Consider the following 22,289-nt stretch of genomic DNA (forward strand, 5'->3'; position numbering starts at 1 on the left):
TAACTTCCTCTGGGGTCATCACTACAGGGAGCTTTGCTTGTTTTTTACTACGGGCAAAATTTAAATTTAATGAGAGTTCTTTTTTTATTATGTGCTTGTATAAAAATGACAATGAATTGAGTGCGGTAGCTTGCGTACGTGGTGCAACGTTTTGCTTTAACACTAAATGTTCTAAGTAGCGCTCGACTTCATTGTCTCCCATTGAGGCGGGATGGCGTTTATTATGAAAATGGATATAAGATGCAATCCATCTTAGGTACGTATCTACGGTGCGTAATGAATACTGACGTACCAACATATAATCGGCTATATAATTTAAAAATGGAGAACGTGTTTTCATATTACCACCAATAATAGTGCTGTTTTTATATACAGTACAGTTGTGCTGCTCCCATATTCAAGAAAATGAGCGACGAGCGCATTTTCTCTTTTATTAATAGTTTGAGTGCTAATAAAAAATTATATATAGCAATGTATTAAGTTATTTGTTAAAAAAGAATTATTGAATACATGAGCGTGACATTGGCAGATATATGCGCGATGAGCGCACTATAAAATTGTTATGTAACTAGGAGAGTATTGAGATGGAATTAAGGTTTGTTTCAGAAAAAAATATAAATGGGTTGAGTGCTAGAACTGATAATGCAACTGAGATGGATCCAAATAAAGGTAAGATTGGGGCTTTATGGCAAACCTTTGATGAGACTGTCCCTGTAGATTATAAAAATGGTGAAAGAGTATACGGCGTATATTCAGATTATGAATCAGATCACACTGGACAGTTTACTGTTCTTGCTGGTTTTGACGGCGCCTCTTTTCCATCTAGTTCAAACCTAGAATCAAAAACCATTCCTGAAGGAAATTACCTTGTATTTAAGTATAAAGGGGAAATGCCTCAAATAGCTATTGATGCTTGGACAGAGGTTTGGAATTATTTTTCTCAAGGTAAAGTGGAACATCAAAGACTTTACTCAACTGACTTTGAGTTTTACCCAAATGGAAACGAAATAGAAGTTCATATAGCGGTTAAATAGTTACATAACAAGAAAATAAACAAGGACACGTAACAGTTGGCTACGTTTCGCTTCGCTACACAATTATAGCCAACCATTACTTAGCCTGTTATTTAGGCGTTATATGCCTCTGTCACATGTGTCACATTTCAAATGTCATATGTTTAACGTATACGGAGTTATATTTTTTTGAGATTGTTATCAAAACAACTTCAAGGAGATAATTATGGATATGAACGTAGATATAAATTTAATAAAAGTAGAAAGAAATAAAAGAGGCTGGACTCAAAGTCAACTGGCTGATATTTGTAGTCTTAGTTTGCGAACAATTCAGCGAATTGAAAAGTTAGGCTTAGTTTCCCATGAATCAGTTCAATCTTTAGCTGCCGCGTTTGAAGTAACTGTGGATGAGTTGACTATTAGTGAAATGAAGGCTGAAAACACATTATCAATCAACTTGGATAAAGGTTCTTGGAGGAATAAGCCTTTTTATTGGTTAGGCTCAGTTGGTTTTATTATAACCGCGCTAATGCATATGCTTATGGCTATTCTTTTATACTCTGGACCAGGTTACTTTAATCATTCGATGTGGTTTGCTTTATATGTAGTATGGGGAAGCTTCTTAATAATGGGTATACCCAAGAAGCAGAGTTTATCAGGCATATAACAAGAAATTCAACAGGACTAAAAACAGCGGGCTGTTCGCTTCGCTCCATTTTAGCCCACTATTTTTAGCCTGTTAATTAGGCGTTACGTGTCATCAGGAATCCCAACCTCTATATGAAAACTAAACTTAGAGAGTTCATTCAACACTTATCTCACGAAGTTGAAGATGAAGAGAAAGCAGAAGAGTATTTAGATAACGCATTGCCTTACATAGGTTTAATAATTATGTATTTTAATTCTCTGGAGAGTTCTTTAGATTCTGTTCTTTGTGAGAATTTTACCGACAGAACCGATGCGACAGGTTTAATTGTTTTAAATAAAATGAATTATTCCGCCAAGGTTGATCTTCTAAAAAGGTTTTGTGACGACTTTCAAATAGGCTTGGATAAACAATTAAATGGTTACGAGCAACTCATGACTGATCTAAGAGAGTCTGCTCGGCTGAGGAATCTCGTTGCTCATGCAAATTGGGAAAGCACTGGTGATGACGGTTTTACTTATGTTCGATTAAAAATGTCTAAGCAAGGCATGCATCAAGAGTATGTTCAATTTACAGAAGCATCTTTAGAAAAAGTAACTGATCTTATTATTAAAACTCGGTTTAAATTATATGAGTTTTGGGAGCATCGTAATGATGTTCTCTATGGGCGCGAATAGCCACGTAACAAGCTGTTCAAGCGGGACTTCTAACAGTTGGCTAGGTTTCGCTTCGCTTCACATTTTAGCCAACAATTATAAGCCCCTTAACAGGGCGTTATATTTCATGGAGGATTTAGGTGGATTTCCCAGAGTTAGAAACATCTCGTTTAATGCTTACCAAGCTATCAGTGGATGATAGCCCTGCATTATTAAATATTTTTTCAGATAAAGACGTTATCAAATTTTATGATATAGACGTTTATGATTCTGAAGAGCAATCGTTAAAATTAATTGAATTCTTCAATTCTCGCTTCACTGAGGCTATTGGCATTCGGTGGGCTATTCGTATAAAAGACACTGGTCAGTTAATTGGCACCTGCGGCTTTAATTCATGGAACCAAAAGATGAAGAATGCTGGTATAGGTTACGAGTTATCTTCTAAGTATTGGGGGTACGGCTATGCCACAGAAGCTTTATACAAAATCATTGATTCAGCCTTTTTAAATCAACTACCATTTGGTGAGCTTCATAGAATCCAAGGTGATACCATGCTTGGCAATGGTGCCTCAGAGTCGGTGCTGAAAAAGCTTGGCTTCAAAGAAGAAGGTATCCGTCGTGCAAGTGGTTACTGGAAAAATGAATTTCACGATTTGAAATGTTATGGTTTATTAAAGCCTGAGTTCAATGAAATATAACAAGAAAATAAACAAGGACACGTAACAGTTGGCTACGTTTCGCTTCGCTACACATTTTAGCCAACCATTACTTAGCCTGTTATTTGGGCGTTATATGCCTAGGAGTTACATTGTCAGTTATCGCAGATACACCAAAACCTCCATACTTTGCTGTAATTTTCACTTCCACACGCACGGAAGGCGATAATGGGTACGATAAGATGGCAAATAGAATGGTTGAATTAGCAGAACAACAGCCAGGTTTTTTGGGAGTGGAATCAGCAAGAGAAGATGTTGGTATAACAGTTTCTTATTGGGCAGATCTCGATTCAATTAAAAATTGGAAAGCTAACTCAGAGCACTTAGAAGCTCAAAAAACTGGACGTAAATTTTGGTACGAATCTTTCAAAGTTCGTATTTCAAAAGTAGAACGAGATTACGGCATATAACAACACGCCCTGAGGTGGACAGCAAGCGCTAAAGCTCACTTTCCACCGCAAATTTTAACAGCGGTGATCCCTTACTTTTCAAGAATTAGAATGACACCCATCCTAATTGTTACGAAAAAAGTCAACAAAAACAGTATGAAGAGTGCGTTGTTATAAATAATGAATCACGTAAAAAGCTGAGTAATGTAGACAAGATGAAAGTAAAAATAGACAGCACAATAGGGCGGCGACAGCTGTTTATTAAAGAATGGCAAACGACTCGACTGTTTTGAGCCTGCTTTCCTTTAAATAAAAAGCGGAATATTACAGTGAATAAAGGCATGAATAAATTGACCTTACGGGGTCAAATGAAAGTGAATGCCTTTAGTTTACGCTGCGGCAACTGTATTGCCTTGTTCATAATATAGAAAAGCTGCAAAACACGATGCATTAAGAAGGATAAGCCATTTTGCCCTAAATAAAAGCCACTCAAACACCCGTAATCCCTTCCAAAACGCCAATCAAAACAACACCAAACTCTCACTTTATATTCTGGATAAAATACAGTAATAGATTGAACCAAAATAGGAACTCAGCTATGGTTAATTCATCAATAAAAATAAATAAAAAACGAGTTAAGCTACAGGCTCGTTAGTGTTCTTAAAATGAAGAGTTTAGATTTCGCGTTTTTGTGCTCATTCATACGAGCTAAGCATTATACACCAGAAGAAAATCCATATCGCTTGGCGTTGAAGCAGTTGAATTTCCCTTTGGCATTTTTCTTTTGTTTCATTACATGGCTTACTTTGATGCATTTTGGAGTTATGGATAAAGTAAATAGTTACTGGCCACAAGAGTATGTTGAGCCAAGTAAATTTAACTTTTTCTCACCAGTTACTTTTATTCTTATTCCTTTATGGTACGGAGTTTATAGATTTACAAAGGCCTATTTTTTAAGAGAATCTAAACAGAAAGAGATCGGGCTTTATTTCAAAGTGAAAAGTATTGAACAGGTTCCCAAATTTATGAACGTATTTTGGTTCTTATATTTGTTTTCATCTCCTGCTGTAATATTTTCTAAAGATCCAGTGATTATTGGTAGTGTTTTTTTTGTCATCGCAATAGTAGAGTTGTTTGTTCGTTTTAAATTCGGAACATCAGAACACTAACAAGTCAATAATGGCAAGGACGCAAAGTGCATAGCTTGCGCTCCTTCGTCGCTAAGTTTTGCCATGCATTTGTGCGCCCCATATTGCGGCGTTAGGTGTTTCTCAGGTTTGGAGTTCAAATGGGATTTAAGTTTTGGTTCGTTAGAGCATTAAAAGTATTTCTTGGAGTAGCAGCCTTACTTTTTATAGTTGAGTTGCTTAAACAGCATTCAGTTCAAGAAGCATTAATTTTTGCTTGTACTTGGTCTTTGATTACAACAACAGTGTTTATATGTTCAAGATTATATCAATCACGTAAAGGTGTAGAGTGTGCTTTGTGCAATGATATTCCAGACAAAAGTGATAAAAACACCTAACAACACGCCCTGAGGTGGACAGCAAAATAATTAGAATGATACCCATCCTAATTGTTACGAAAAAAGTCAACAAAAACAGTATGAAGAGTGCGTTGTTATAAATAATGCATCACGTAAAAAGCTGAGTAATGTAGACAAGATGGAAATTAAAATAGACGTCCAAATAGGACGACAACAGCTGTTTATTAAAGAATGGCAAACAACTTGGCTGTATAGAGCTTGCTTTCCTTTAAATAAAAAGCGCAATATTACCGGCAACAAGGGCATGAATAAATTGACCTTACGAGGTCAAACGAAAGTGAATACGCAATGGCAACTGTATTGCGTAGTTCATAATATAGAAAAACTGTAAAACGCGATGCATTAAAGAGAAGCAATCCCTTTTAAGCCAAAATAAAGCCACTGAAACACCCGTAACTCCTTCCAAAACGCGACTAAAACCCACACTAAACACTTTTTAATATTCTGCGTAAAAACACAGTAATCAGTTGAACCAAAATAGGAACTTAGCTATGGTTTGTTTATCGATAAAAACAAATAAAAAAACGAGTTAATCTACAGGCTCGTTATATCAAAAAAAGGGTTTAGGTAATTTTAATCACTGTAAAAAAGGAAAGATAGGATGTCAAAACAACAAATGGAAAAAACTATATTAGGTATTCATAGTAATATAGCAGGAGATAATGAGGGATTTACTGGAGGTCATGCATGGATTTCAGTTACTAGAAGTGGAACCACTACTGTTTATGGACTGTAGCCTGATGAACACCCTAGGACTCTAGATAATGGCGATGGAACTGATATCAGAGTTGGATTGGAAGGAACTAAATTCCCAAGAGCCAGTAGATTTTATACTCTAAATATGGCTCAGAAGATTAAGCTTGATAAAGGCTTGAAGGCTATTGTTGTCTGGAGGTACACAAACACCTGTGCCTCATGGGCATCTGAACTATTAGATGATGTAACTGGTGTTGCCATTGATGCTGATGATTGGAGTGGATTTGAAACACCAAGGGAGTTAGGAAAACATATTCTAGAACTTGAAAAACGAAAAGGTCCATCTTCAAGAGTTTCTCCAGCTACACCAGAAATGAGAGGAACAAGTTGGTGAATAAATTTATACAAATTTTAATCGTATGTATTATATTTTCAATTTCAGGCTGTACAGAGGGAAAAACTAAAATGGATTATAAAATTTCTGATATTTCTGATATCACTTATAAGATTACTGATAAAGAAGTTGAGTTGAGCTACACACCTTTAATGGAAAGCTTATATTACTCTCCTGGTGTTGATCTTTTAGAAGATAATGGCGAAATAGTTATTCATATTAGAAGATGTAACATTAACTCTAAGTGTGAAGTTGATGCTCAGGCAGAGCAAGGAAGCTCTAACAAAGTTAAATTCGAGTTAAAGCAAAACTATTTAGCCTCACAAATATATTTAAATGAAAAAAACAATACTAACAGTTTAGCTGCATTAGCTCGGAATTAAGCTGTTTTGATATAATCGGGTAGCCGGAGGTCTCTAACCTCCAGCCCCCACACCACCCATCATGCGCTTTCTATTAGTAGTAAGTGCAATGGGCGGTTCATCTCCCGTAATGAATATTGATCCAAATATCTCTCAATGATACTAAACCTTGTGAAGCTAAATAGTCATTGCCTAGCGCAATGTTAATTCCTTTTGTTTTTGAGCTTCTACAAGGGCCTTTACAGTGGAATTAAATTAGACACCCACTCTAACTCGTTTACGTGTAGCACTTGCTCATTTAGGTCTTTCTAAAAAACAGGATAAAAATATAGAGCGCGCATACTGCGAATACCCAAGTGTAAAATATTTAATAATAACGGCTCAATAGTCAGTTTTTAAAGGTATTAAAAGCCGAGCTTAGTAAAATAAGCTCGGCTTTTTTGTGTCAGGTTGTTTGTGATTAGGGTGTGTTTATCTATATTTTTTCTATTTTTATCAGTGTTTAGGTTTTTAATAAGATTTATTTTACTTATTTTTTCATGATGGCACTTTCATTAAGAAGGAAAGGTAAATGAAACCAAACAAACTAATAATCCCACTATTTTTATCAGTAAATAGCGCTGTGCTTTATGCTAATCAAAATGCCAGTGAGCTAATTGAACCCATTATGGTAACTATTCCTGCTGGTAGTTTTCAAATGGGTAACACCGAAGAAGAAGATGCTCAACCTATTCATAAAGTGACACTAACTGAGTTTAGTTTAGGGAAATATGAAGTAACCGTAAGAGAGTTTCGACAGTTTGTTGAAGAAACTGATTATGAAATGCCAACCAAGTGCATTCATCAGTTAAATGGTTGGTTTAATTATGGAGAAACCAATGGTTCATGGGAGAACAACTCCCTCAATACCAGTGATTTTCAACCAGTAAATTGCATTGGTTGGCTCGCAGCCAACGCGTATACTCAGTGGTTAGCAAAAAAAACTGGCCGTCCTTATCGTTTGCCGAGTGAAGCAGAGTGGGAATATGCGGCGAAGGCTGGTACAACTAGTAAGTATTACTTTGGTGACGATCTTGAACAAGCCTTAGTTTGTGAATACGAAAACACCGCCGACTTAACCGGTGAGAATATTTTACAACGGGACTCGAGTACGAGTTATGTCAATTTTTTTAATGGCAAATCGAACTGTGTTGACCACGCGGCTTATGCAAGTATCGTTGGAATGTACAAACCTAATCCCTTTGGATTACACGATATCGTTAGTAATGTGGTTGAGTTCATTACTGATTGTTATAAAGATAATTATAAAAACGCGCACAATGATGGTCAGGCTTGGATAGATAATGATTGTAAATATAGGGTAGCACGAGGAGGTAGTTGGCATTGGAATACTTTTCCCGTAAGCCAGAGGGGCGTCGTGGGTGAGGACTTTGTAGGGGCAGTAGAGGGGTTTCGAATTGCAATAGATGGAGCTGCTCCAGCTATATCTAGCAATACTGTAAAATTTATCAAAGCACTCAAAACAGCTCAACGCAGCGAACAATTAAGACGTGATGCTGTTTTACCTTACCCTGCCACTGTAACAAACTTAAAACTAGATAAAGAAGCGGGTATTATTACCTTAAAGTGGGATAAAAGTTCTCAAAGTGATATTGAAAGTTATCGAATCTATAGAAATGCAGCTACTGGCGGCGTGTTTAAACTATTAGCTGCAAATATAATTGAAACTACATTTAAAGATGCCAATATAGATAACCATCAATATGAATATACTGTTGTTGCGGTAAGGCATAATCAACAAGGTGATTACAGTAATGTCGTAAAAACGCCGACATCATGGGTGCATGCACCTGGCAGAGTGGAAGCAGAATCTGCCATTAAGTTTAGTAACGCTAGCATCGGAAGAACCTCTGATATTGATGGCAAATTTAATTTAACTGGAGGGGAGGGAATTAGTGATAATGCGATAATAAGCTATCAGCTTAAAGTCGCACACTCAGGAAATTATAACCTTAGCTACCGTGTAGCGGCTCCTAGAGATACAAAAGGTTTTGCAGTTGTAATCAATGGTAAGGAATTAGCAGTAGAAAAAATAACGAGTACAGGTGGTTATAAAAAATGGCAAACACAAAGAGGATCCACTTATTTTTATCTGAAACAAGGTGAAAATAAGCTGACCCTAAAATCACTTGATAAAAACTGGAAATTAAATTGGGTAAGCTTTAACCCAAATTAGTTTCTGTAAAGTACAAAATAAGAGGCAGTGATATTGCTGTCTCTTACTATTTTAAATCCAGTTTTGGATAACATTATAAATTTAATGCTAACAGTTTTTTTTCATTATTACGTCGCCAGTAGTCAGTCCCTTTTTTATTAATATATTGAGAATAAAAATCATAATTATCTTGCATACTTTGGGAGCTACAAATTAGTAACGCCATATCTAAGCTGAGATAAAGATCACCCGCCAACTCAGCTTGCTCAAAAGTACGCTGTGCATGAGTTGTAAATGCATCATCATTTTTCAGTGCTTGAGCTAGCAATGTTTTTAAGTAGGAGTTCTTGGCATTATCCGTAGTAATATCATTAATAAGATTTTGTGCTTCTGCCAGATTATTTTGATTTATATAATATTCCATCAATTGCTGACGACTGCTTTGTGCAGCCCAAAAATCAGGTGTTAACGTTGCAAGCTCTAGTACTTGTTTTAAATGAGGCTCTTTATCTTGTAGGCTTTTAGCAAAAATAGCATAGTGATACGGCACTATAGCAAAGTGATAGTTAGGTATTTGATAGGCCTTCATTTTATTTTCTGCTTGTTGTAAATAAAGGTATTTATCATCCTCTTGCTGGTGCTTATGGGCTAATACAGATAGGTAAGTTAAGGCGCTTAGCTCTCGTCGTTTATCTTGTGCATCAAAAGCTAATTGCACTGAATTAAGTAGGCTTTGTTTAATTGCTTGGTAATTGTCTTGGTTATGGTCTATCCAAGATTGCGTAAACCACGCGTCTGCTTGTCTGTGTAAATCATTAATACTTTGAAACTGCTTAATAGCATTACTGAGCTTATATTTACTTAAATCAAATAGCTCTTTACGGATTAATACCTCACTTTGAAAGAGCAAAGCATTGCCTACATGGTGTGTCTTATTTTGTGAAATAGCTATTTTTTCTAGTTTATTTGCCATCACCATCGCTTTATCAAGTTCTCCCATCATTATATAGGTATTAGCTAGATGGCCAAGGATAATGAGATCATGTGGCGCTTGCTGATGAGCAATGGATAAATTTGCTTGCTTGAGTTCGAGTGTTTGGGCTTTATTAAGCAATTCTAAAATAACTGGCTGCTGTAAATGTTGTTGTAACTGATTTAAAGCGGCTTGTTGACTTACTCCAGATAATTGCCCTTGCCAATCTGCAAATGGGCCTTTTAATATAAAATCAATATATGTCAAATTATGATGTGTGCGAATAGTGCCAGATAAAATCAATGGGTGTTCTTTTGCTAAAAGTGGGTATTCAAACTCCGCTGAAACCTGAAAATGCGCCGTATTTAGCTGAGGTAATTCGGTAAAGCTAAAGAGTTCAGTATCATTGAGCTTAAAGGTTTCCGTCCCTCGTTGATTGCTTATTGCTATATAAGAAATATTAATAACTGAGCTCTCATCTGTTTGAGGTTGGTCAGTATTGTTAATAATGATAGTAAATACAAGAAGGGCAATACCGCTAAGTGCAATGGTTATCCAATGGTTTCGGCTTTTTGGTTTTGATAAAGTATTTTCATGCTGCAGTGGTTTATTTTGACTGATGTTGCAGTGTGCCTCAACATCAGAATGTTTAGAATCAATCTGGAGTTGCCACTGATAACCTCGTTTTGAAAAGGTTTTAATTGCGTGGTTACCCAACAGCCTCCTTAGATTGCTAATACTTTGAAAAACGGCTTGTTCCGATACAACTTTATTTTTCCAGACATGAGATAAAATATCTTCTTTACTAAAGACATGATTCGAATGCTCTAGTAATAGTTTTAGTACTTTGGCTTCATTGTGTCGAATGGCTAAGTCATCACCATTTTTTTTTAGTACACAGCTTGTACTATCAAATTCAAAATTATTAAATTTATAACGCATTGTTTTTATAAAAATGGATCATTTGGTTATTTATTTCACTCATCTTAACTTATTAGCTGATAAAGAGTATAAGTTTGTTAATCATATATTAAAAATACTATGGCCCTGTATCCTGTGCAGCTAAAGGGGGCAATCCATGCTTGTCGCAAATAATTGTGGGTCCAGTGGGTGAGGGCAACGCAATCCCCGATTGAGGATTGGTTGCTATGAAACTATAAACTCCCCCTCACTTTTGTGCTTTTTGAAGTAATATCTAAAACCAAAATGTCTGCCGATTTATTTTTGCTTTTGAGTAAGATTATATTGTCACTTACTGCGGTTATTTGATCACAAAATTTCGCACAAAACTCTTCGGTTTTACTACTTAAATTTTGTACACCTAACTCGTAATCGTAATAGTTTATTAATGGCTTGCCATTTTGTGTGTATTGATAATAAAAACCATTTTTTTCGGGATATATTTGAGTAAATAAATAGGGGCTTTTGAGTAAAGTGCTATCTGAATCATGGCGTATGACTTGACCTTTTACAAAGCTCAGTAGTTCGTCTTTATGGTTTAAAAAGAATGTATCATGCACTCGTTTTATTTTTAATGTTGTTCTTTCATCAGTTGTAAGATTAAACTTTACTAGTTCATCATTGTGAGTTTTTTTATCAACATACAATATAGCGTCAGATTTGTTGTACCAAACTATAGGCTCACCAATAATCATGTTTAACCATTTTATCGAGAATCGGTTTGACTCCAACTCAATAATAAACGGTTTGTTATTTACACTGCTCGCTATACGCTTTCCTGACCAGTGCCAAACTGGTTTGGTTAAAGCAAATTCTTGCTTTGAATTTTCGAATAATATTCGTTCTTTGCCTGTCTCAATATGTTTGACAAAAATCTGAGGATAGCCATTTTTTATTGATACATAGGCTATGTGTTTTTCATCTGCTGAAAGCGCTGCAGCTTTATCAATTGTATTTGAGTTTATTATTTTTTGGGGAGGTGAAAGCTGTTTTAATTTACTCAGTAAAATGTCTTGATCTGACTTGGCTTCAATAAAGTACACTTTATCTTTAATAATTTGCGGATAAACTAAAAAGTTATAGCTTTTGTAGTTAAGCGTTGTGAGGTCACCATTTAATGAGAGTTGCTTTAATTCACTGCCATTACTAAGTAATAAAGATTTATTGTTTTCAAACCAAGTTAAGAAGTACCAGTTATGATCTATTTGTCCGATTGAGACAACATCATTACTATCTAAGTTTAACAACTTTACTTCTGATAATGCTTGTTTATTAAAACCGACTAACGCTAATTGTGTTTGAGACGGAGACAAAGCAAGTTTATAAGGCTTAAAGTAGTCATTTGGCTTAAGTAGTTTTTCAGTTTGTCCTGACTCCAAATTATGCCGATATAAACTAACGTTTCGGCTATGCTCCGAACTGTTTTGGTTGGCCAAATAATAAAGTTGTTGGCGCTTATCTATAAAAAACAAACTATTCCAAGTTATATCGCTACGCGAAAAAAGTAGCTCTTCACTTACTACTTTTAATTGTGCGTCGAGTAGCAAGCGATTAAATGAAATACCTTTCTCATCTTGGCATGAATACACCAAGGCATTTTTGTGAGAATCCCATGCAAGGTAGGTATATGCGTTTAAAGTATCCTTTAAGGGCCAGCTTGAGCCAGTTACTAGATCTTTAATTAATATTTTTCTCTTGTTTGGTTGATTGGTATTTTGAATATATGCCATAAATCGTCCATCAGGACTGATTTGCATATAGCGCTCTTGTTCATTGCTTGCCGTTATTGGTTTTAGGTTTAACAAAGAAACCTGTTTACTTGTATCTGATAAACTAAAAAACACGCTAATTAGGATGAAAACAGGAATGAGGAGTAAAGATAATTTTAAATACTTTATAAGGGGGCTTTTTTTTGATAATGCATTTGCTTTTTTTTCTGGAAAGCGAACTTCGGAGTCTAGGCTGTAGCCTCGTTTAGGATGTGTTTTGATAATGCGTTTGTCATCATCAGATAATGCTTGCCTTAACAAGGCTATATTTCTACGAACTGAGTTTGGACTGTAAATTGCTTGAGGCCAAACAATTTCAAAAAGCGTTTCAGCTGCAATAACTCTTTTGGGGTTTTGTGCCAACGTCTTCAAAAGCGCCATTACTTTTGGTTCAATTACCTGAGATTTTTCTTCATATATAACCTCACCGGTTTTGATATTAATTAAAAAATCATCAATATAAAATTTATTTGGTAGTTCGTTTACGCTCAAACCTTTCCCATCCCACTGTTATTAATAGATATATATCCCTTAAGCTTTTCTTAACGTTTTCTTAATTACTAATTCATCGCTTTCTCTTGGTAACAACAGTTAAAAAGGAATCGAAAGGTCAGCGCTATATTAATAAATAAATTACAAAAGGAATACATAATGAAGCGATATTTAGTAACACTATTATTTTTAATAACAATTATCTGCAATCAAGCGCTAGCAGCAGATAAGCTAAACTACAATAAGCTAGCTAATGAGTTTATATCTGTTTTAAACAGCAAAGATTTAAAACAGGTCGAAGATTTTATTGTAAAAAACTTTTCGCCTGATGCACTTTCTCGTTGGGATAATACAGGAAAAGATCGTTATGTTGGTTATTCGATGAACGTAGCACTTTTTCATGGATCATTAAGCCTACTTTCAACAGAGCTTGATACTTCCAATAACCGCATACAGCACATTAGTAAAGTGTACTCAAAAAATACCGACATGCAGTACGAAATAGTTATCAATTTTAACGAAGAACAAGCCGTTACGGGCTGGTTTGATAGAGAAAACCCCAAAAGCCTTGATATGATTTCTTTAACTGAGTCACAATTAGTTAATGAGATAAAAAATTATAGCAATCTACTTGCTAAAAATGGCATTTTTTCAGGAACAATACTGCTTGCCAAAGGTAACAAAGTTTTATTTACTAAAGCGCATGGCTTAGCCTCTCGACGCTATGACGTTAAAAATAATTTAGATACTAAATTTCAAATAGGTTCGATGAATAAGATGTTTACTAGCGTCGCTATTTTGCAACTTGTTGAAGCAGGAAAAGTATTGCTTGATGATCCGATTACTAAGTTCGTTGATAAAACCCTGTTAGGTAAGGGAGACTTTGATAAAGTCCAGATTCACCACTTACTAAGTCATACATCAGGTATTAGTAATATAGCTGGGTTTGACGAAATACAGCATAAAGTACGTTCACTTGAAGATATTCAACACTTATACAGCTCCATTGAAACAACGTTTAAACCAGGCTCTCAATGGCGATACAGTAATACAGGTATGTTATTACTTGGTCAGGTGATTGAATCTGTTACGAAGGAAAGTTATTTTACATACATTGATAAAAACATCTATCAAAAAGCTAATATGCAACATAGTGGTAGTTTTGATTTGGATGTACCTATTAGAAACACTGCGCGTAATTATTGGTTTTCAGTTGAAACTGGAGAGATTACTGAAAACTTAATGTTTCAATCAGTTAAAGGGGGTCCCGCTGGAGGTGGGTATTCTACGGTAGGCGATTTACATAAGTTCGCTTTAGCAATGCAAAATGGAACTTTAATTAGTCGTAAACTTTCCCAAGAAGCTCTTACTTCGAAGCCCGAACTTGGTGCGGAAAACTGGGGGTATGGATTTTCAGTGAGAGGCGCTGATAATAACAAAATAGTGGGTCATAATGGTGCTCATTTAGGTATGACAGCCAGACTAAATATGTATCAAGACAAAGGCTACATTTTAGTAGTATTAGGTAACTTTCAATCTTCAGCATGGCCTGTTGTGGCAAAAGTAGATCAATTGATAGAGCGTTTGTAATAAATACGTTCTAAGAAAATAAGTTGGCGGGATTGGCTCTTTCTCCAGTCCCTTTTTAAAATATTAGCAGGTGCCTGCTGCAAATTTAACCTCGAAAGATAAACAGGCCCTAGCGTGATTTTTTTAACGTTAAATAGACCCCATATATAAGCAGATTGGTATAATTGAACAGATTCGACCTCTCAATATTTTTTTTCTGGTAGTATGGGCAGGTTATAAGCAGTTTAAGCAGTGAACACACTATGTTAAGTCCTTTTTTTCAGCAGCACGCTGATTACGTTTCTATCTCTCGTGAGCAAGGTTGTCGATTCGCTAAATGCGTAGCTGATGATTTTAATCCACTTCATGACAAAGATGCCAAAAAGTTTTGCGCGCCAGGAGACTTACTTTTTTCATTGGTACTAGATCGCTATGGTATTAGTGAACAAATGGAATTTACCTTTGCCGGTATGGTTGATGAAAACACCAAGCTACATTTTCCTGAGGGAGCTGATGAGTTTGATGTAACTAATGGCGAAAAAGTTATTTTAAAGGTAAAGCGCAAAGGTAAAACCAGCCAATGCCCAACATTGACTAATAGCCTAATAAAAAATTATGTAGAGTTTTCGGGTACTACCTTTCCGCATGTGATTATTCCGTTAATGGGCAAGCAAGAGGTAATGATTAACCCTGCACGTCCGATGATTATTTACGAATCAATGCTTATTAATCTTGATAATCTTGATATTACAGCGCCAGTACTTGAGTTTGCAGAGCCAAGTTTTGAGTACGCCGGTAAGCGCGGGAAAATTACACTACGTTTTAACCTGTTAGAAAACGGCGTTAAAGTAGGGTGTGGTGAAAAGCATATGGTGGTTTCGGGTATACGCGAATACTGCCAAGCAACGGTTGACAATTTAATAGCGTTTTACAACGAACGAAAAACAACGCTAAAACCAGCTTAAAATTAAAGCAAATTATAGTAGGCGTTAAATACAGCTGTATTTAACGCCTTTTTTATTGGTTAATTTACGCAGTGCGTTAATATGCGTACAATAGCGCTCTTTGTTATTTTAAAGCTAAGCCTATGTCTGCCACTACGTTCTCATCACTTAATCTCGACCCGTTATTATTAACAGCGATTGAGCAAAATAATTACACTCAACCTACCGCAATTCAGATTAAAACTATTCCGCCTATTTTAGCGGGAAGTGATGTAATGGGCAGCGCGCAAACAGGTACGGGTAAAACCGCCGCCTTTGTTTTACCCTTGCTACATAAGCTTTTAAATACCCCCAAAAAAGATGAGTCAGGATTTGCCCGCGTTGTAATTTTAACGCCAACGCGAGAGCTTGCTCAGCAAGTATTTGCCAGCTTTGAAAAATACGCACAAGGCACTAATATCAATGGTGCTTTGGCGTATGGTGGCGTAAGTATTGGCCCACAAATAAAAGCGCTTAAAACAGCACAAGTTATCGTGGCCACACCAGGGCGTCTGCTCGATCATATAGTTAAAGGCAGCGTTGTACTTTCAAGTGTAGATTCGCTCGTATTTGATGAAGCAGACCGTATGCTTGATATGGGCTTTATTGATGAAATTAGACGTATATTGCGTCATATTCCAGGTGATCGCCAAACTTTACTCTTTTCAGCTACGTTTGATGACAGCGTATTTGAACTCAGTAAAAAACTACTTAAAAACCCAGAGCTAATTGAAGTTGATAAGCGCAACTCAGCAGCGGTTGAGGTAGAGCAAGTTATTTACGCTGTAGATGAAGATCGTAAGCGTGAACTTGTATCGCACATGATTGGCATGAAAAACTGGCGCCAAGTACTTATTTTTACTCGCACAAAACAAATGGCCGACCAACTCGCTAAAGAAATGTGTAAAGACGGTTTAAAAACCGAATCAATACATGGTGATAAATCGCAAGGCGCACGCGACCGCGCACTACAAAACTTTAAAGAAGGCGCTACTCGTGTACTTGTTGCTACTGATGTAGCTGCACGTGGTTTAGATATTTCTACACTTAGATACGTCATTAACTTTGAGCTGCCATACATAGCAGAAGACTATGTGCATCGTATTGGCCGTACCGGTCGAGCGGGCGAACAAGGCCTTGCTATGTCACTAGTAAGTCTTGATGAGCAATGGTTGCTAGAAGAAATTGAAGTGCTATTAGATACGCGTTTAACTCCACAGTGGTTAGAAGGCTACGAGCCTGATCCAAATAAAAAGCCAAAAGATAATCGTAAAAATACTAATAAGTCGCGAAAAGATCGTGATAAAAAACGCATTACAGGTAAAAGAGAGCCAAGTAAACGCCGTAAGTAATAGCTTTTGCTCTGTTTTTTTGCCTATACTGGAGCTAATACAAAGCCGAGGTAACGTAATGTTTGAAACTGATCAATGGGCATTTTCAGGTGTTGATGGCAAAATATCATTACACAAATGGCAAAAAATAATCGACCTTATCACGGGGCTTTTTTCAGCCCCGTCTGGTTATATAGTTCAGGCTACAAGTAAAGGCTATCGTGTTGTAATAAAAAGTAATGAAGGCGGCTCTCATTTTGAGACAAATCCTATACTCTCTCCTCATACCCCTCTTTTTTGTAAATACGTAGTCCAAAGTAATAATATTGTTTACGTCAATGCTGCAAGTAAGAGCGAAGCGTGGAACACCCTACCAGAAGTAGTTGAAGACGGTGTTGAATCCTACTTAGGTTTACCTATTCATTGGCCACAAGGCCAAATATTTGGCACCTTGTGTTTAAAAGATACTAAAAAAACAAGCTATACCGATGAATATTTTGAACTGATAGAGCAACTACGTGACTTAATTGAAGACGATTTAGCACTTATAAATAGCTTTGAGCAAATGCGCGAAGTAGCCATGCTGGATGCACTGACTAATATTTATAATCGCCGGGCCCTGATTTTGCTAGCTCAGCAAAAACTTAATTTAGCATTTCGTTTAGGCTTTGATGTGTGTTGCTTATTTATTGATGTAAACGACTTTAAAAAATTAAACGACACATGCGGGCATGAAGTGGGCGACAAAGCTTTAATTATATTAGCAGTTACATTAAAGGCACATTTACGAGATGCCGATATAGTTGGTCGTTTAGGTGGCGATGAATTTGTTGCTGTAATGCAAGTAAATGATAAAAATAAACTCAACAGTATTACTAATAAAATTTCGACTGAATATTCAAAAGCCTTGGTTAAAAGCGACATTTGTGATTTATCGCTAAGCATTGGTTATAGTTTTACCGAATCCAAAAAACAATCGTTTGAAACCTTACTGAATAGTGCTGATCAAGCAATGTATAAAAATAAACTTAGCAAAAAACGAGATAAGTGATGAAAAACGAAGGCAGTTGGAGTGTATTTTTTATTAAAAGAGACTCTTTGTTGATTGAGTAAATGTAAGTATATGGCATAAGTAGTTACCTAACTCTTTAGCTTGCCTAGCTCGCCCCTCGACTAATACGCCTTAGCCGGAGGACTTATAAACGTGAACTTTTACAGTTTAAAACTATACTTAATTCATCGCTAATAAAAAGGTAGTTTGATGAAAGGTATTATTTTCACTGAATTTTTAGAAATGGTTGAAAGTCACTTTTCTGTAGAAGTGGCCGACCAAATAATAGAGCAAAATGATCTCGACTCTAAAGGTGCTTATACGAGTGTTGGTAATTACGATAAACAAGAGCTTATAAAGCTAATCACATCACTTAGTGAATGCGTTAACCTGCCAGTTGGCGTACTGCTTAAAGAATATGGAAAATACCTTTTAAGCCATTTTTTAATTTACTACCCCCAGTTTTTTCAAGACCTAACTACAACATTTGATTTTTTAGATACCATCGACAGGCATGTGCATGTTGAGGTTAAAAAGTTATATCGTGATGCCGATTTACCAAGCTTTCAAACTAAGCGTTTGAGCAGTACTAAAATGCAAATGTTTTATCACTCAAGTAATCCATTTGCGCTTTTAGCTGAGGGATTAATTGAAGGGGCTGCTAATCATTTTGGTGAAAATATACACGTAAACAGTGATATCAGTGAAAATCATCAAGTAGCTACTTTTAATTTAACGTTGGTAGATTAAGTATGGATGTAGCACTTTTACAAAGACGGTTTGAGAGAGAGCGGCTTGCACGCAAAGAAGCTGAAAAATTATTAGAGCAAAAATCGCTGCAACTTTATGAAGCAAACGAAGTGCTTAAAAATGCTGCTGAAAATTTAGAACGAGAGGTAGCCAGTAGAACGCATGAACTTATGTTGGCAAAACAAGAGGCTGACTCTGCAAATCAAGCTAAATCTGGCTTTTTAGCGAACATGAGCCACGAAATTCGTACACCCATGAATGCAATTATTGGTATGGCTTACCTTGCCCTTGATACGCAATTATCTGAAAAACAGCGAGACTACGTTGAGAAAATTCATTATTCGGCTCAGTCTTTACTGGGGATCATTAACGATATTTTGGATTTTTCAAAAGTAGAAGCGGGCAAGTTAGAACTTGAAAATAAACAATTTAACTTTAATCATTTTCTAGAAAACCTTGTTAATTTAATTAGCGGCTTAGCCTGTGAAAGAAACATTGAAGTGATATTTGATGTTGATCCTAAGTTGCCAGATTATTTTACTGGTGACGCCTTAAGATTAAATCAGGTCATTTTAAATTTACTCAACAATGCGCTTAAATTCTCAATGCGTGGGACTGTTACATTAGCTATTAATTTAATTAGTAAAAGTAGCAAATGCACTCACGTTGTTTTTTCGGTAACCGACAACGGCATAGGGATGACCCCGCCACAAGTTGAATCATTATTTACACCTTTTACTCAAGCTGATGTATCAACAACGCGTAAATTTGGAGGTACAGGTTTAGGTTTAGTTATTAGTAAAACGCTCGTTGAACTAATGCAAGGTGAAATTACTGTAAAAAGTGAAATTAAAAAAGGGAGCTGTTTTACTTTTCAAATACCATTAGGTAACGCAACTAAACAGGCAAGTTTTGATTTAGCGTTATTACAAAATAAACGTGCACTCATTATTGAGAGTACGGATAGTAAATTATGTTCATTGCAGAGGTTACTGAACAGTTTTAAAGTTAATATAAGTGTAGTTAACAATGCAGGTGAAGCTTTAGATACGCTGACTAACTCATCAACTTATGACTTTATTTTTATAGATTGGCGAATTTTAAAGCTTAAACACGTAGATACCGCTGAGTCACTACGAAATAAGCTAAAAATAAATGCAAAAAAACTCATTATTATTGCGCCATACGAAAACCAGGATCTTAATGAAAGCTTGCATGGGTTTACTGAAAATACCTATAGAATTCTTATAAAGCCGATTATAAAAAGTAATGTTTATAACTTACTTTTACAGGTTTTGCATAAACAACCGCTAAAAAAATCGACAGTACAAACCAAACCTGCAACGAATGCGTCACTAAAAAAATTACAAGGCGCACATATTTTATTAGTCGAAGATAATCCTCTTAACCAGCAAGTTGCGTCACAAATTCTTCGTTCAAATGGCTTGTTAGTTGATATAGCCGCTGATGGTATTGAAGCACTCGAAGCGCTAAAGCATAAAGCTTACCATGGTGTGTTAATGGATTGCCAAATGCCTAGAATGGATGGATATACGGCAGCTATAGAAATAAAAAAACAGTCGAAATTTAAAGATTTACCTATTATTGCGATGACTGCAAATACTATGGAAGCAGATCTTTTAAAAGCACAAACTAGTGGCATGAATGGTTATATTTCAAAACCTATTGCAGTCGAAAGTATGTTTGAAGTGATTGCAAAATGGGTGTGTATTTAATCTTTTGTGTAGTAGTGTGATTACCAAGGGATTCTGTCGGTCTAATTACCGAGCGACTTTGCCGTAGTGACCTTAGCAAGTAATACCTATTTGGGCAATCTGATCGAAACAAAAATAAACGAAACACAGATCAATAATTGTCTTATTCGAAGGTATCTACCACTGCTAAAGCACTCGTTCGTATGATTTAGGAATTTGTATCAAGAGCGCAACAAGCGTCCGTGTCAGAATTCGGAGCTGCTATTTTTTTCAACACCTTGATTGTTTCCATGTGACTAGACTCCATCTAAGCAATCCCTTATTCTTGAGTTTCTTTTACTAAACAAGCATTTAAATAAGGACATTGAATGACCAAGTATTTCTGGACGATTTTTTTTATTGTCACGGCTTTCTTTAGTGCGTATGCGGATTCATTTAAAGAAAATGCTGTTGAGCGGCATTTACCTTTTCAAAAAATACCAATTCCATCTTCTGTGTTAAATGAAACCGTTGATATCTATGTTCAATTGCCTTTCAAGTATGAAAGTGAATTCAATCAAAACTATCGTTATCCTGTTCTTTACACTTTAGATGCACCTGTAGGGTTGCCTCTTGTATCAGGCGTTCTTGCCCCGCTGAATGGATACAATAGCGCCCCTCAAATGATCATCGTTGGGATCTCTACTTCTAACAGAGGCAGAGATTTTACACCAACATCTGATCCAAATTACGAAGAGCATAGCGGCGGGGCAGATAAGTATTTAACGTTTATTGAACAAGACGTTATCCCATACATCGAGAAACATTATCGGACAGAAAAATTTAGAATACTCTCTGGGCATTCATACGGCGGGCTGCTTGTGTCACATAGTTTTCATAAAAGGCCAAACTTGTTCCAAGCGCACTTTGCCAATAGTCCCTCTGTGTTCTGGGAGAGCGGAAAAACCGTTAGCGATCTCATTAAGTTCGTAAAAACGAATCCCATGCACAAAAATTTTCTATACATGAATATAGGGAATGAAGGTAACCCAGAATCAGATTCCCCAGAAGGTGTTCAGATGCTCTCAGGGATTCAAAAGATAGAGAGAGAACTTGCGAATTTAAATACACCGAACCTGCGTTACAAATTTGAATACTTTCGAGAAGAGCCTCATCAGAATACACCGATTTACGGGACAATTGGGGCACTCAGAGGTTTGTACCCTCAGTGGTCTATTCCATATGAAACATCAGTTGAAGGCTACGAAAGTGTCCTAGCGCACTTCAAAAAGCTATCAACCCTATATGGGTATCAAATTGAACCAAAATCCTGGCAAATGTATGATGAAGGCATAGGGCAACTCTCCTACTTAGAAAATCCTGCTGAAGCAATTAAGTATTTTAGCTACAACATCAGTCAGGAGCCATCTGAATATAGCTCTAGGCTTCATATCGTTGACGCCTTTGTAAAACTTGGTAAAAAACAAGAAGCGTTAAAACATTTAAACATTTTGTTGCGCAGAGATGATTTAAGTGATGAGGAATGTCAACAATTGACCGAGAAAAAGTCGAATGTAAATTTGATGTAAGTTTAACAACGAGCGAACTTGATCTACCAATTGGTGTAACTCGGAAGTAAAGTTGAAGCTAAACTTATTGGTACTCTTAATTTTCCACCGCTATCGCGCAGTGCCAAAGATATAGAAAGTTCCAAAACCCTATTTTACGGTTTTATTGAAAATGGATGTATTGCCGCAGTTATAGAGATTACTTTAAAAGATAAGTATTTAGAGATCGACAGTTTAACTGTTGACCCAAGTTATTTTAGGAAAGGCATTGCAAGCAAATTACTTAGTTACGTTCTTGGCTCATTCGAATATACAAAAGCCATTGTAGAAACGGCTGTAGCTAACGAGCCTGCAATAAAGTTGTACAAAAAGCATGGCTTTGTGGAGTTCAAACGGTGGACTCCATCTCATGGCATCGAAAAACTAGCTTTGTTCAAACCTAACAGATCAAGTTAGTACTTATTAAAATAAACGAAGCTAACTACTTGAACTGGCTTATTCTATGTCGCTTATTAT

The 22,289-nt window shown here is 36.3% G+C and carries 22 protein-coding genes and 1 pseudogene; 20 read left to right on the forward strand and 3 right to left on the reverse strand.

The window, feature by feature from the left end; translation table 11 throughout:
• Positions 1 to 340: phage integrase N-terminal SAM-like domain-containing protein (locus tag H4J63_RS16490; RefSeq protein WP_182197565.1), on the reverse strand; the 340-nt coding region annotated here is incomplete at its 3' end.
• A gap of 244 nt (positions 341 to 584) precedes the next feature.
• On the opposite strand from H4J63_RS16490, the gene H4J63_RS16495 reads away from it, so the two are divergent.
• From H4J63_RS16495 to H4J63_RS16545, 12 genes are all read left to right on the forward strand, one after another.
• Positions 585 to 1,034, forward strand: coding sequence for a GyrI-like domain-containing protein (locus tag H4J63_RS16495; RefSeq protein WP_182197567.1), 450 nt, complete (start codon positions 585 to 587; stop codon positions 1,032 to 1,034).
• A 205-nt stretch (positions 1,035 to 1,239) separates the two neighbouring features.
• Positions 1,240 to 1,680: a helix-turn-helix domain-containing protein gene (locus tag H4J63_RS16500; protein WP_182197568.1), complete on the forward strand. Its 441-nt coding sequence runs from the start codon at positions 1,240 to 1,242 to the stop codon at positions 1,678 to 1,680.
• A gap of 113 nt (positions 1,681 to 1,793) precedes the next feature.
• Positions 1,794 to 2,336 carry a hypothetical protein gene (locus tag H4J63_RS16505; protein ID WP_182197570.1) on the forward strand — a complete coding sequence of 181 codons (543 nt, stop codon included), beginning with the start codon at positions 1,794 to 1,796 and terminating at the stop codon, positions 2,334 to 2,336.
• Positions 2,337 to 2,455: 119 nt separating this feature from the next.
• Positions 2,456 to 3,013, forward strand: a complete 558-nt coding sequence (locus tag H4J63_RS16510; protein ID WP_182197572.1) for a GNAT family N-acetyltransferase — start codon at positions 2,456 to 2,458, stop codon at positions 3,011 to 3,013.
• A gap of 110 nt (positions 3,014 to 3,123) precedes the next feature.
• The gene (locus H4J63_RS16515) at positions 3,124 to 3,441 is read left to right on the forward strand and encodes an antibiotic biosynthesis monooxygenase (protein WP_182197574.1); all 318 of its coding nucleotides are present in this window, start codon (positions 3,124 to 3,126) and stop codon (positions 3,439 to 3,441) included.
• A 644-nt stretch (positions 3,442 to 4,085) separates the two neighbouring features.
• Positions 4,086 to 4,589 carry a hypothetical protein gene (locus tag H4J63_RS16520; protein ID WP_182197576.1) on the forward strand — a complete coding sequence of 168 codons (504 nt, stop codon included), beginning with the start codon at positions 4,086 to 4,088 and terminating at the stop codon, positions 4,587 to 4,589.
• Between the two features lie 119 nt (positions 4,590 to 4,708).
• Positions 4,709 to 4,945 (forward strand): hypothetical protein, encoded by a 237-nt coding sequence (locus tag H4J63_RS16525; RefSeq protein WP_182197577.1) that lies wholly within the window; start codon positions 4,709 to 4,711, stop codon positions 4,943 to 4,945.
• A 265-nt stretch (positions 4,946 to 5,210) separates the two neighbouring features.
• Positions 5,211 to 5,297 carry a transposase gene (locus H4J63_RS20555; RefSeq protein WP_259400089.1) on the forward strand — a complete coding sequence of 29 codons (87 nt, stop codon included), beginning with the start codon at positions 5,211 to 5,213 and terminating at the stop codon, positions 5,295 to 5,297.
• A gap of 270 nt (positions 5,298 to 5,567) precedes the next feature.
• The gene (locus H4J63_RS20380) at positions 5,568 to 5,702 is read left to right on the forward strand and encodes a hypothetical protein (RefSeq protein ID WP_259365771.1); all 135 of its coding nucleotides are present in this window, start codon (positions 5,568 to 5,570) and stop codon (positions 5,700 to 5,702) included.
• 57 nt (positions 5,703 to 5,759) lie between these two features.
• Positions 5,760 to 6,056, forward strand: coding sequence for a hypothetical protein (locus tag H4J63_RS16535; protein WP_182197579.1), 297 nt, complete (start codon positions 5,760 to 5,762; stop codon positions 6,054 to 6,056).
• Entirely contained in the window at positions 6,053 to 6,439 is a 387-nt protein-coding gene (locus tag H4J63_RS16540) for a hypothetical protein (RefSeq protein WP_138586803.1), read from the forward strand. The genes H4J63_RS16535 and H4J63_RS16540 overlap by 4 nt, the downstream gene beginning before the upstream one ends.
• A 550-nt stretch (positions 6,440 to 6,989) precedes the next feature.
• Positions 6,990 to 8,654 (forward strand): SUMF1/EgtB/PvdO family nonheme iron enzyme, encoded by a 1,665-nt coding sequence (locus tag H4J63_RS16545; protein WP_182197581.1) that lies wholly within the window; start codon positions 6,990 to 6,992, stop codon positions 8,652 to 8,654.
• A 73-nt stretch (positions 8,655 to 8,727) separates the two neighbouring features.
• Here the strand turns inward: H4J63_RS16545 and H4J63_RS16550 are convergent, their stop codons facing one another.
• Together H4J63_RS16550 and H4J63_RS16555 are read right to left on the reverse strand one after the other, a co-directional pair.
• Complete coding sequence (locus H4J63_RS16550; protein ID WP_182197582.1) at positions 8,728 to 10,548, reverse strand: winged helix-turn-helix domain-containing protein; 1,821 nt, start codon at positions 10,546 to 10,548, stop codon at positions 8,728 to 8,730.
• Between the two features lie 212 nt (positions 10,549 to 10,760).
• Complete coding sequence (locus tag H4J63_RS16555; protein ID WP_182197584.1) at positions 10,761 to 12,827, reverse strand: winged helix-turn-helix domain-containing protein; 2,067 nt, start codon at positions 12,825 to 12,827, stop codon at positions 10,761 to 10,763.
• A gap of 159 nt (positions 12,828 to 12,986) precedes the next feature.
• On the opposite strand from H4J63_RS16555, the gene H4J63_RS16560 reads away from it, so the two are divergent.
• From H4J63_RS16560 to H4J63_RS16595, 8 genes and pseudogenes are all read left to right on the forward strand, one after another.
• Entirely contained in the window at positions 12,987 to 14,417 is a 1,431-nt protein-coding gene (locus tag H4J63_RS16560; RefSeq protein WP_182197586.1) for a serine hydrolase, read from the forward strand.
• A gap of 242 nt (positions 14,418 to 14,659) precedes the next feature.
• Positions 14,660 to 15,361 (forward strand): DUF3581 domain-containing protein, encoded by a 702-nt coding sequence (locus H4J63_RS16565; RefSeq protein WP_182197588.1) that lies wholly within the window; start codon positions 14,660 to 14,662, stop codon positions 15,359 to 15,361.
• Between the two features lie 122 nt (positions 15,362 to 15,483).
• Positions 15,484 to 16,731, forward strand: a complete 1,248-nt coding sequence (locus H4J63_RS16570) for a DEAD/DEAH box helicase (RefSeq protein WP_182197589.1) — start codon at positions 15,484 to 15,486, stop codon at positions 16,729 to 16,731.
• A 58-nt stretch (positions 16,732 to 16,789) separates the two neighbouring features.
• Positions 16,790 to 17,761 carry a sensor domain-containing diguanylate cyclase gene (locus H4J63_RS16575; RefSeq protein ID WP_182197591.1) on the forward strand — a complete coding sequence of 324 codons (972 nt, stop codon included), beginning with the start codon at positions 16,790 to 16,792 and terminating at the stop codon, positions 17,759 to 17,761.
• A gap of 210 nt (positions 17,762 to 17,971) precedes the next feature.
• Positions 17,972 to 18,511 (forward strand): heme NO-binding domain-containing protein, encoded by a 540-nt coding sequence (locus H4J63_RS16580; protein WP_182197592.1) that lies wholly within the window; start codon positions 17,972 to 17,974, stop codon positions 18,509 to 18,511.
• A gap of 2 nt (positions 18,512 to 18,513) precedes the next feature.
• Positions 18,514 to 20,247 carry a response regulator gene (locus H4J63_RS16585; RefSeq protein WP_182197594.1) on the forward strand — a complete coding sequence of 578 codons (1,734 nt, stop codon included), beginning with the start codon at positions 18,514 to 18,516 and terminating at the stop codon, positions 20,245 to 20,247.
• A 347-nt stretch (positions 20,248 to 20,594) separates the two neighbouring features.
• The gene (locus H4J63_RS16590) at positions 20,595 to 21,794 is read left to right on the forward strand and encodes an alpha/beta hydrolase-fold protein (protein WP_182197596.1); all 1,200 of its coding nucleotides are present in this window, start codon (positions 20,595 to 20,597) and stop codon (positions 21,792 to 21,794) included.
• A gap of 48 nt (positions 21,795 to 21,842) precedes the next feature.
• Positions 21,843 to 22,229 (forward strand): annotated as a pseudogene (locus H4J63_RS16595) (GNAT family N-acetyltransferase); the annotation flags it as partial.
• Positions 22,230 to 22,289: the final 60 nt, after the last annotated feature.

It is taken from the genome of Pseudoalteromonas sp. 5Ae-yellow (assembly GCF_014077565.1).
Taxonomy (GTDB): Bacteria; Pseudomonadota; Gammaproteobacteria; order Enterobacterales; family Alteromonadaceae; genus Pseudoalteromonas.

Bases quoted from the DNA above. Each gene is read 5' to 3' on its own strand.
- H4J63_RS16580 (WP_182197592.1), top strand. From the start codon at position 17,972: ATGAAAGGTATTATTTTCACTGAATTTTTAGAAATGGTTGAAAGTCAC.
- H4J63_RS16565 (WP_182197588.1), top strand. From the start codon at position 14,660: ATGTTAAGTCCTTTTTTTCAGCAGCACGCTGATTACGTTTCTATCTCT.
- H4J63_RS16495 (WP_182197567.1), top strand. From the start codon at position 585: ATGGAATTAAGGTTTGTTTCAGAAAAAAATATAAATGGGTTGAGTGCT.
- H4J63_RS20555 (WP_259400089.1), top strand. From the start codon at position 5,211: ATGAATAAATTGACCTTACGAGGTCAAACGAAAGTGAATACGCAATGG.
- H4J63_RS16500 (WP_182197568.1), top strand. From the start codon at position 1,240: ATGGATATGAACGTAGATATAAATTTAATAAAAGTAGAAAGAAATAAA.
- H4J63_RS16520 (WP_182197576.1), top strand. From the start codon at position 4,086: ATGAAGAGTTTAGATTTCGCGTTTTTGTGCTCATTCATACGAGCTAAG.
- H4J63_RS16585 (WP_182197594.1), top strand. From the start codon at position 18,514: ATGGATGTAGCACTTTTACAAAGACGGTTTGAGAGAGAGCGGCTTGCA.
- H4J63_RS16570 (WP_182197589.1), top strand. From the start codon at position 15,484: ATGTCTGCCACTACGTTCTCATCACTTAATCTCGACCCGTTATTATTA.
- H4J63_RS16560 (WP_182197586.1), top strand. From the start codon at position 12,987: ATGAAGCGATATTTAGTAACACTATTATTTTTAATAACAATTATCTGC.
- H4J63_RS16575 (WP_182197591.1), top strand. From the start codon at position 16,790: ATGTTTGAAACTGATCAATGGGCATTTTCAGGTGTTGATGGCAAAATA.
- H4J63_RS16550 (WP_182197582.1), bottom strand. From the start codon at position 10,548: ATGCGTTATAAATTTAATAATTTTGAATTTGATAGTACAAGCTGTGTA.
- H4J63_RS16505 (WP_182197570.1), top strand. From the start codon at position 1,794: ATGAAAACTAAACTTAGAGAGTTCATTCAACACTTATCTCACGAAGTT.
- H4J63_RS16525 (WP_182197577.1), top strand. From the start codon at position 4,709: ATGGGATTTAAGTTTTGGTTCGTTAGAGCATTAAAAGTATTTCTTGGA.
- H4J63_RS16590 (WP_182197596.1), top strand. From the start codon at position 20,595: ATGACCAAGTATTTCTGGACGATTTTTTTTATTGTCACGGCTTTCTTT.
- H4J63_RS20380 (WP_259365771.1), top strand. From the start codon at position 5,568: ATGTCAAAACAACAAATGGAAAAAACTATATTAGGTATTCATAGTAAT.
- H4J63_RS16545 (WP_182197581.1), top strand. From the start codon at position 6,990: ATGAAACCAAACAAACTAATAATCCCACTATTTTTATCAGTAAATAGC.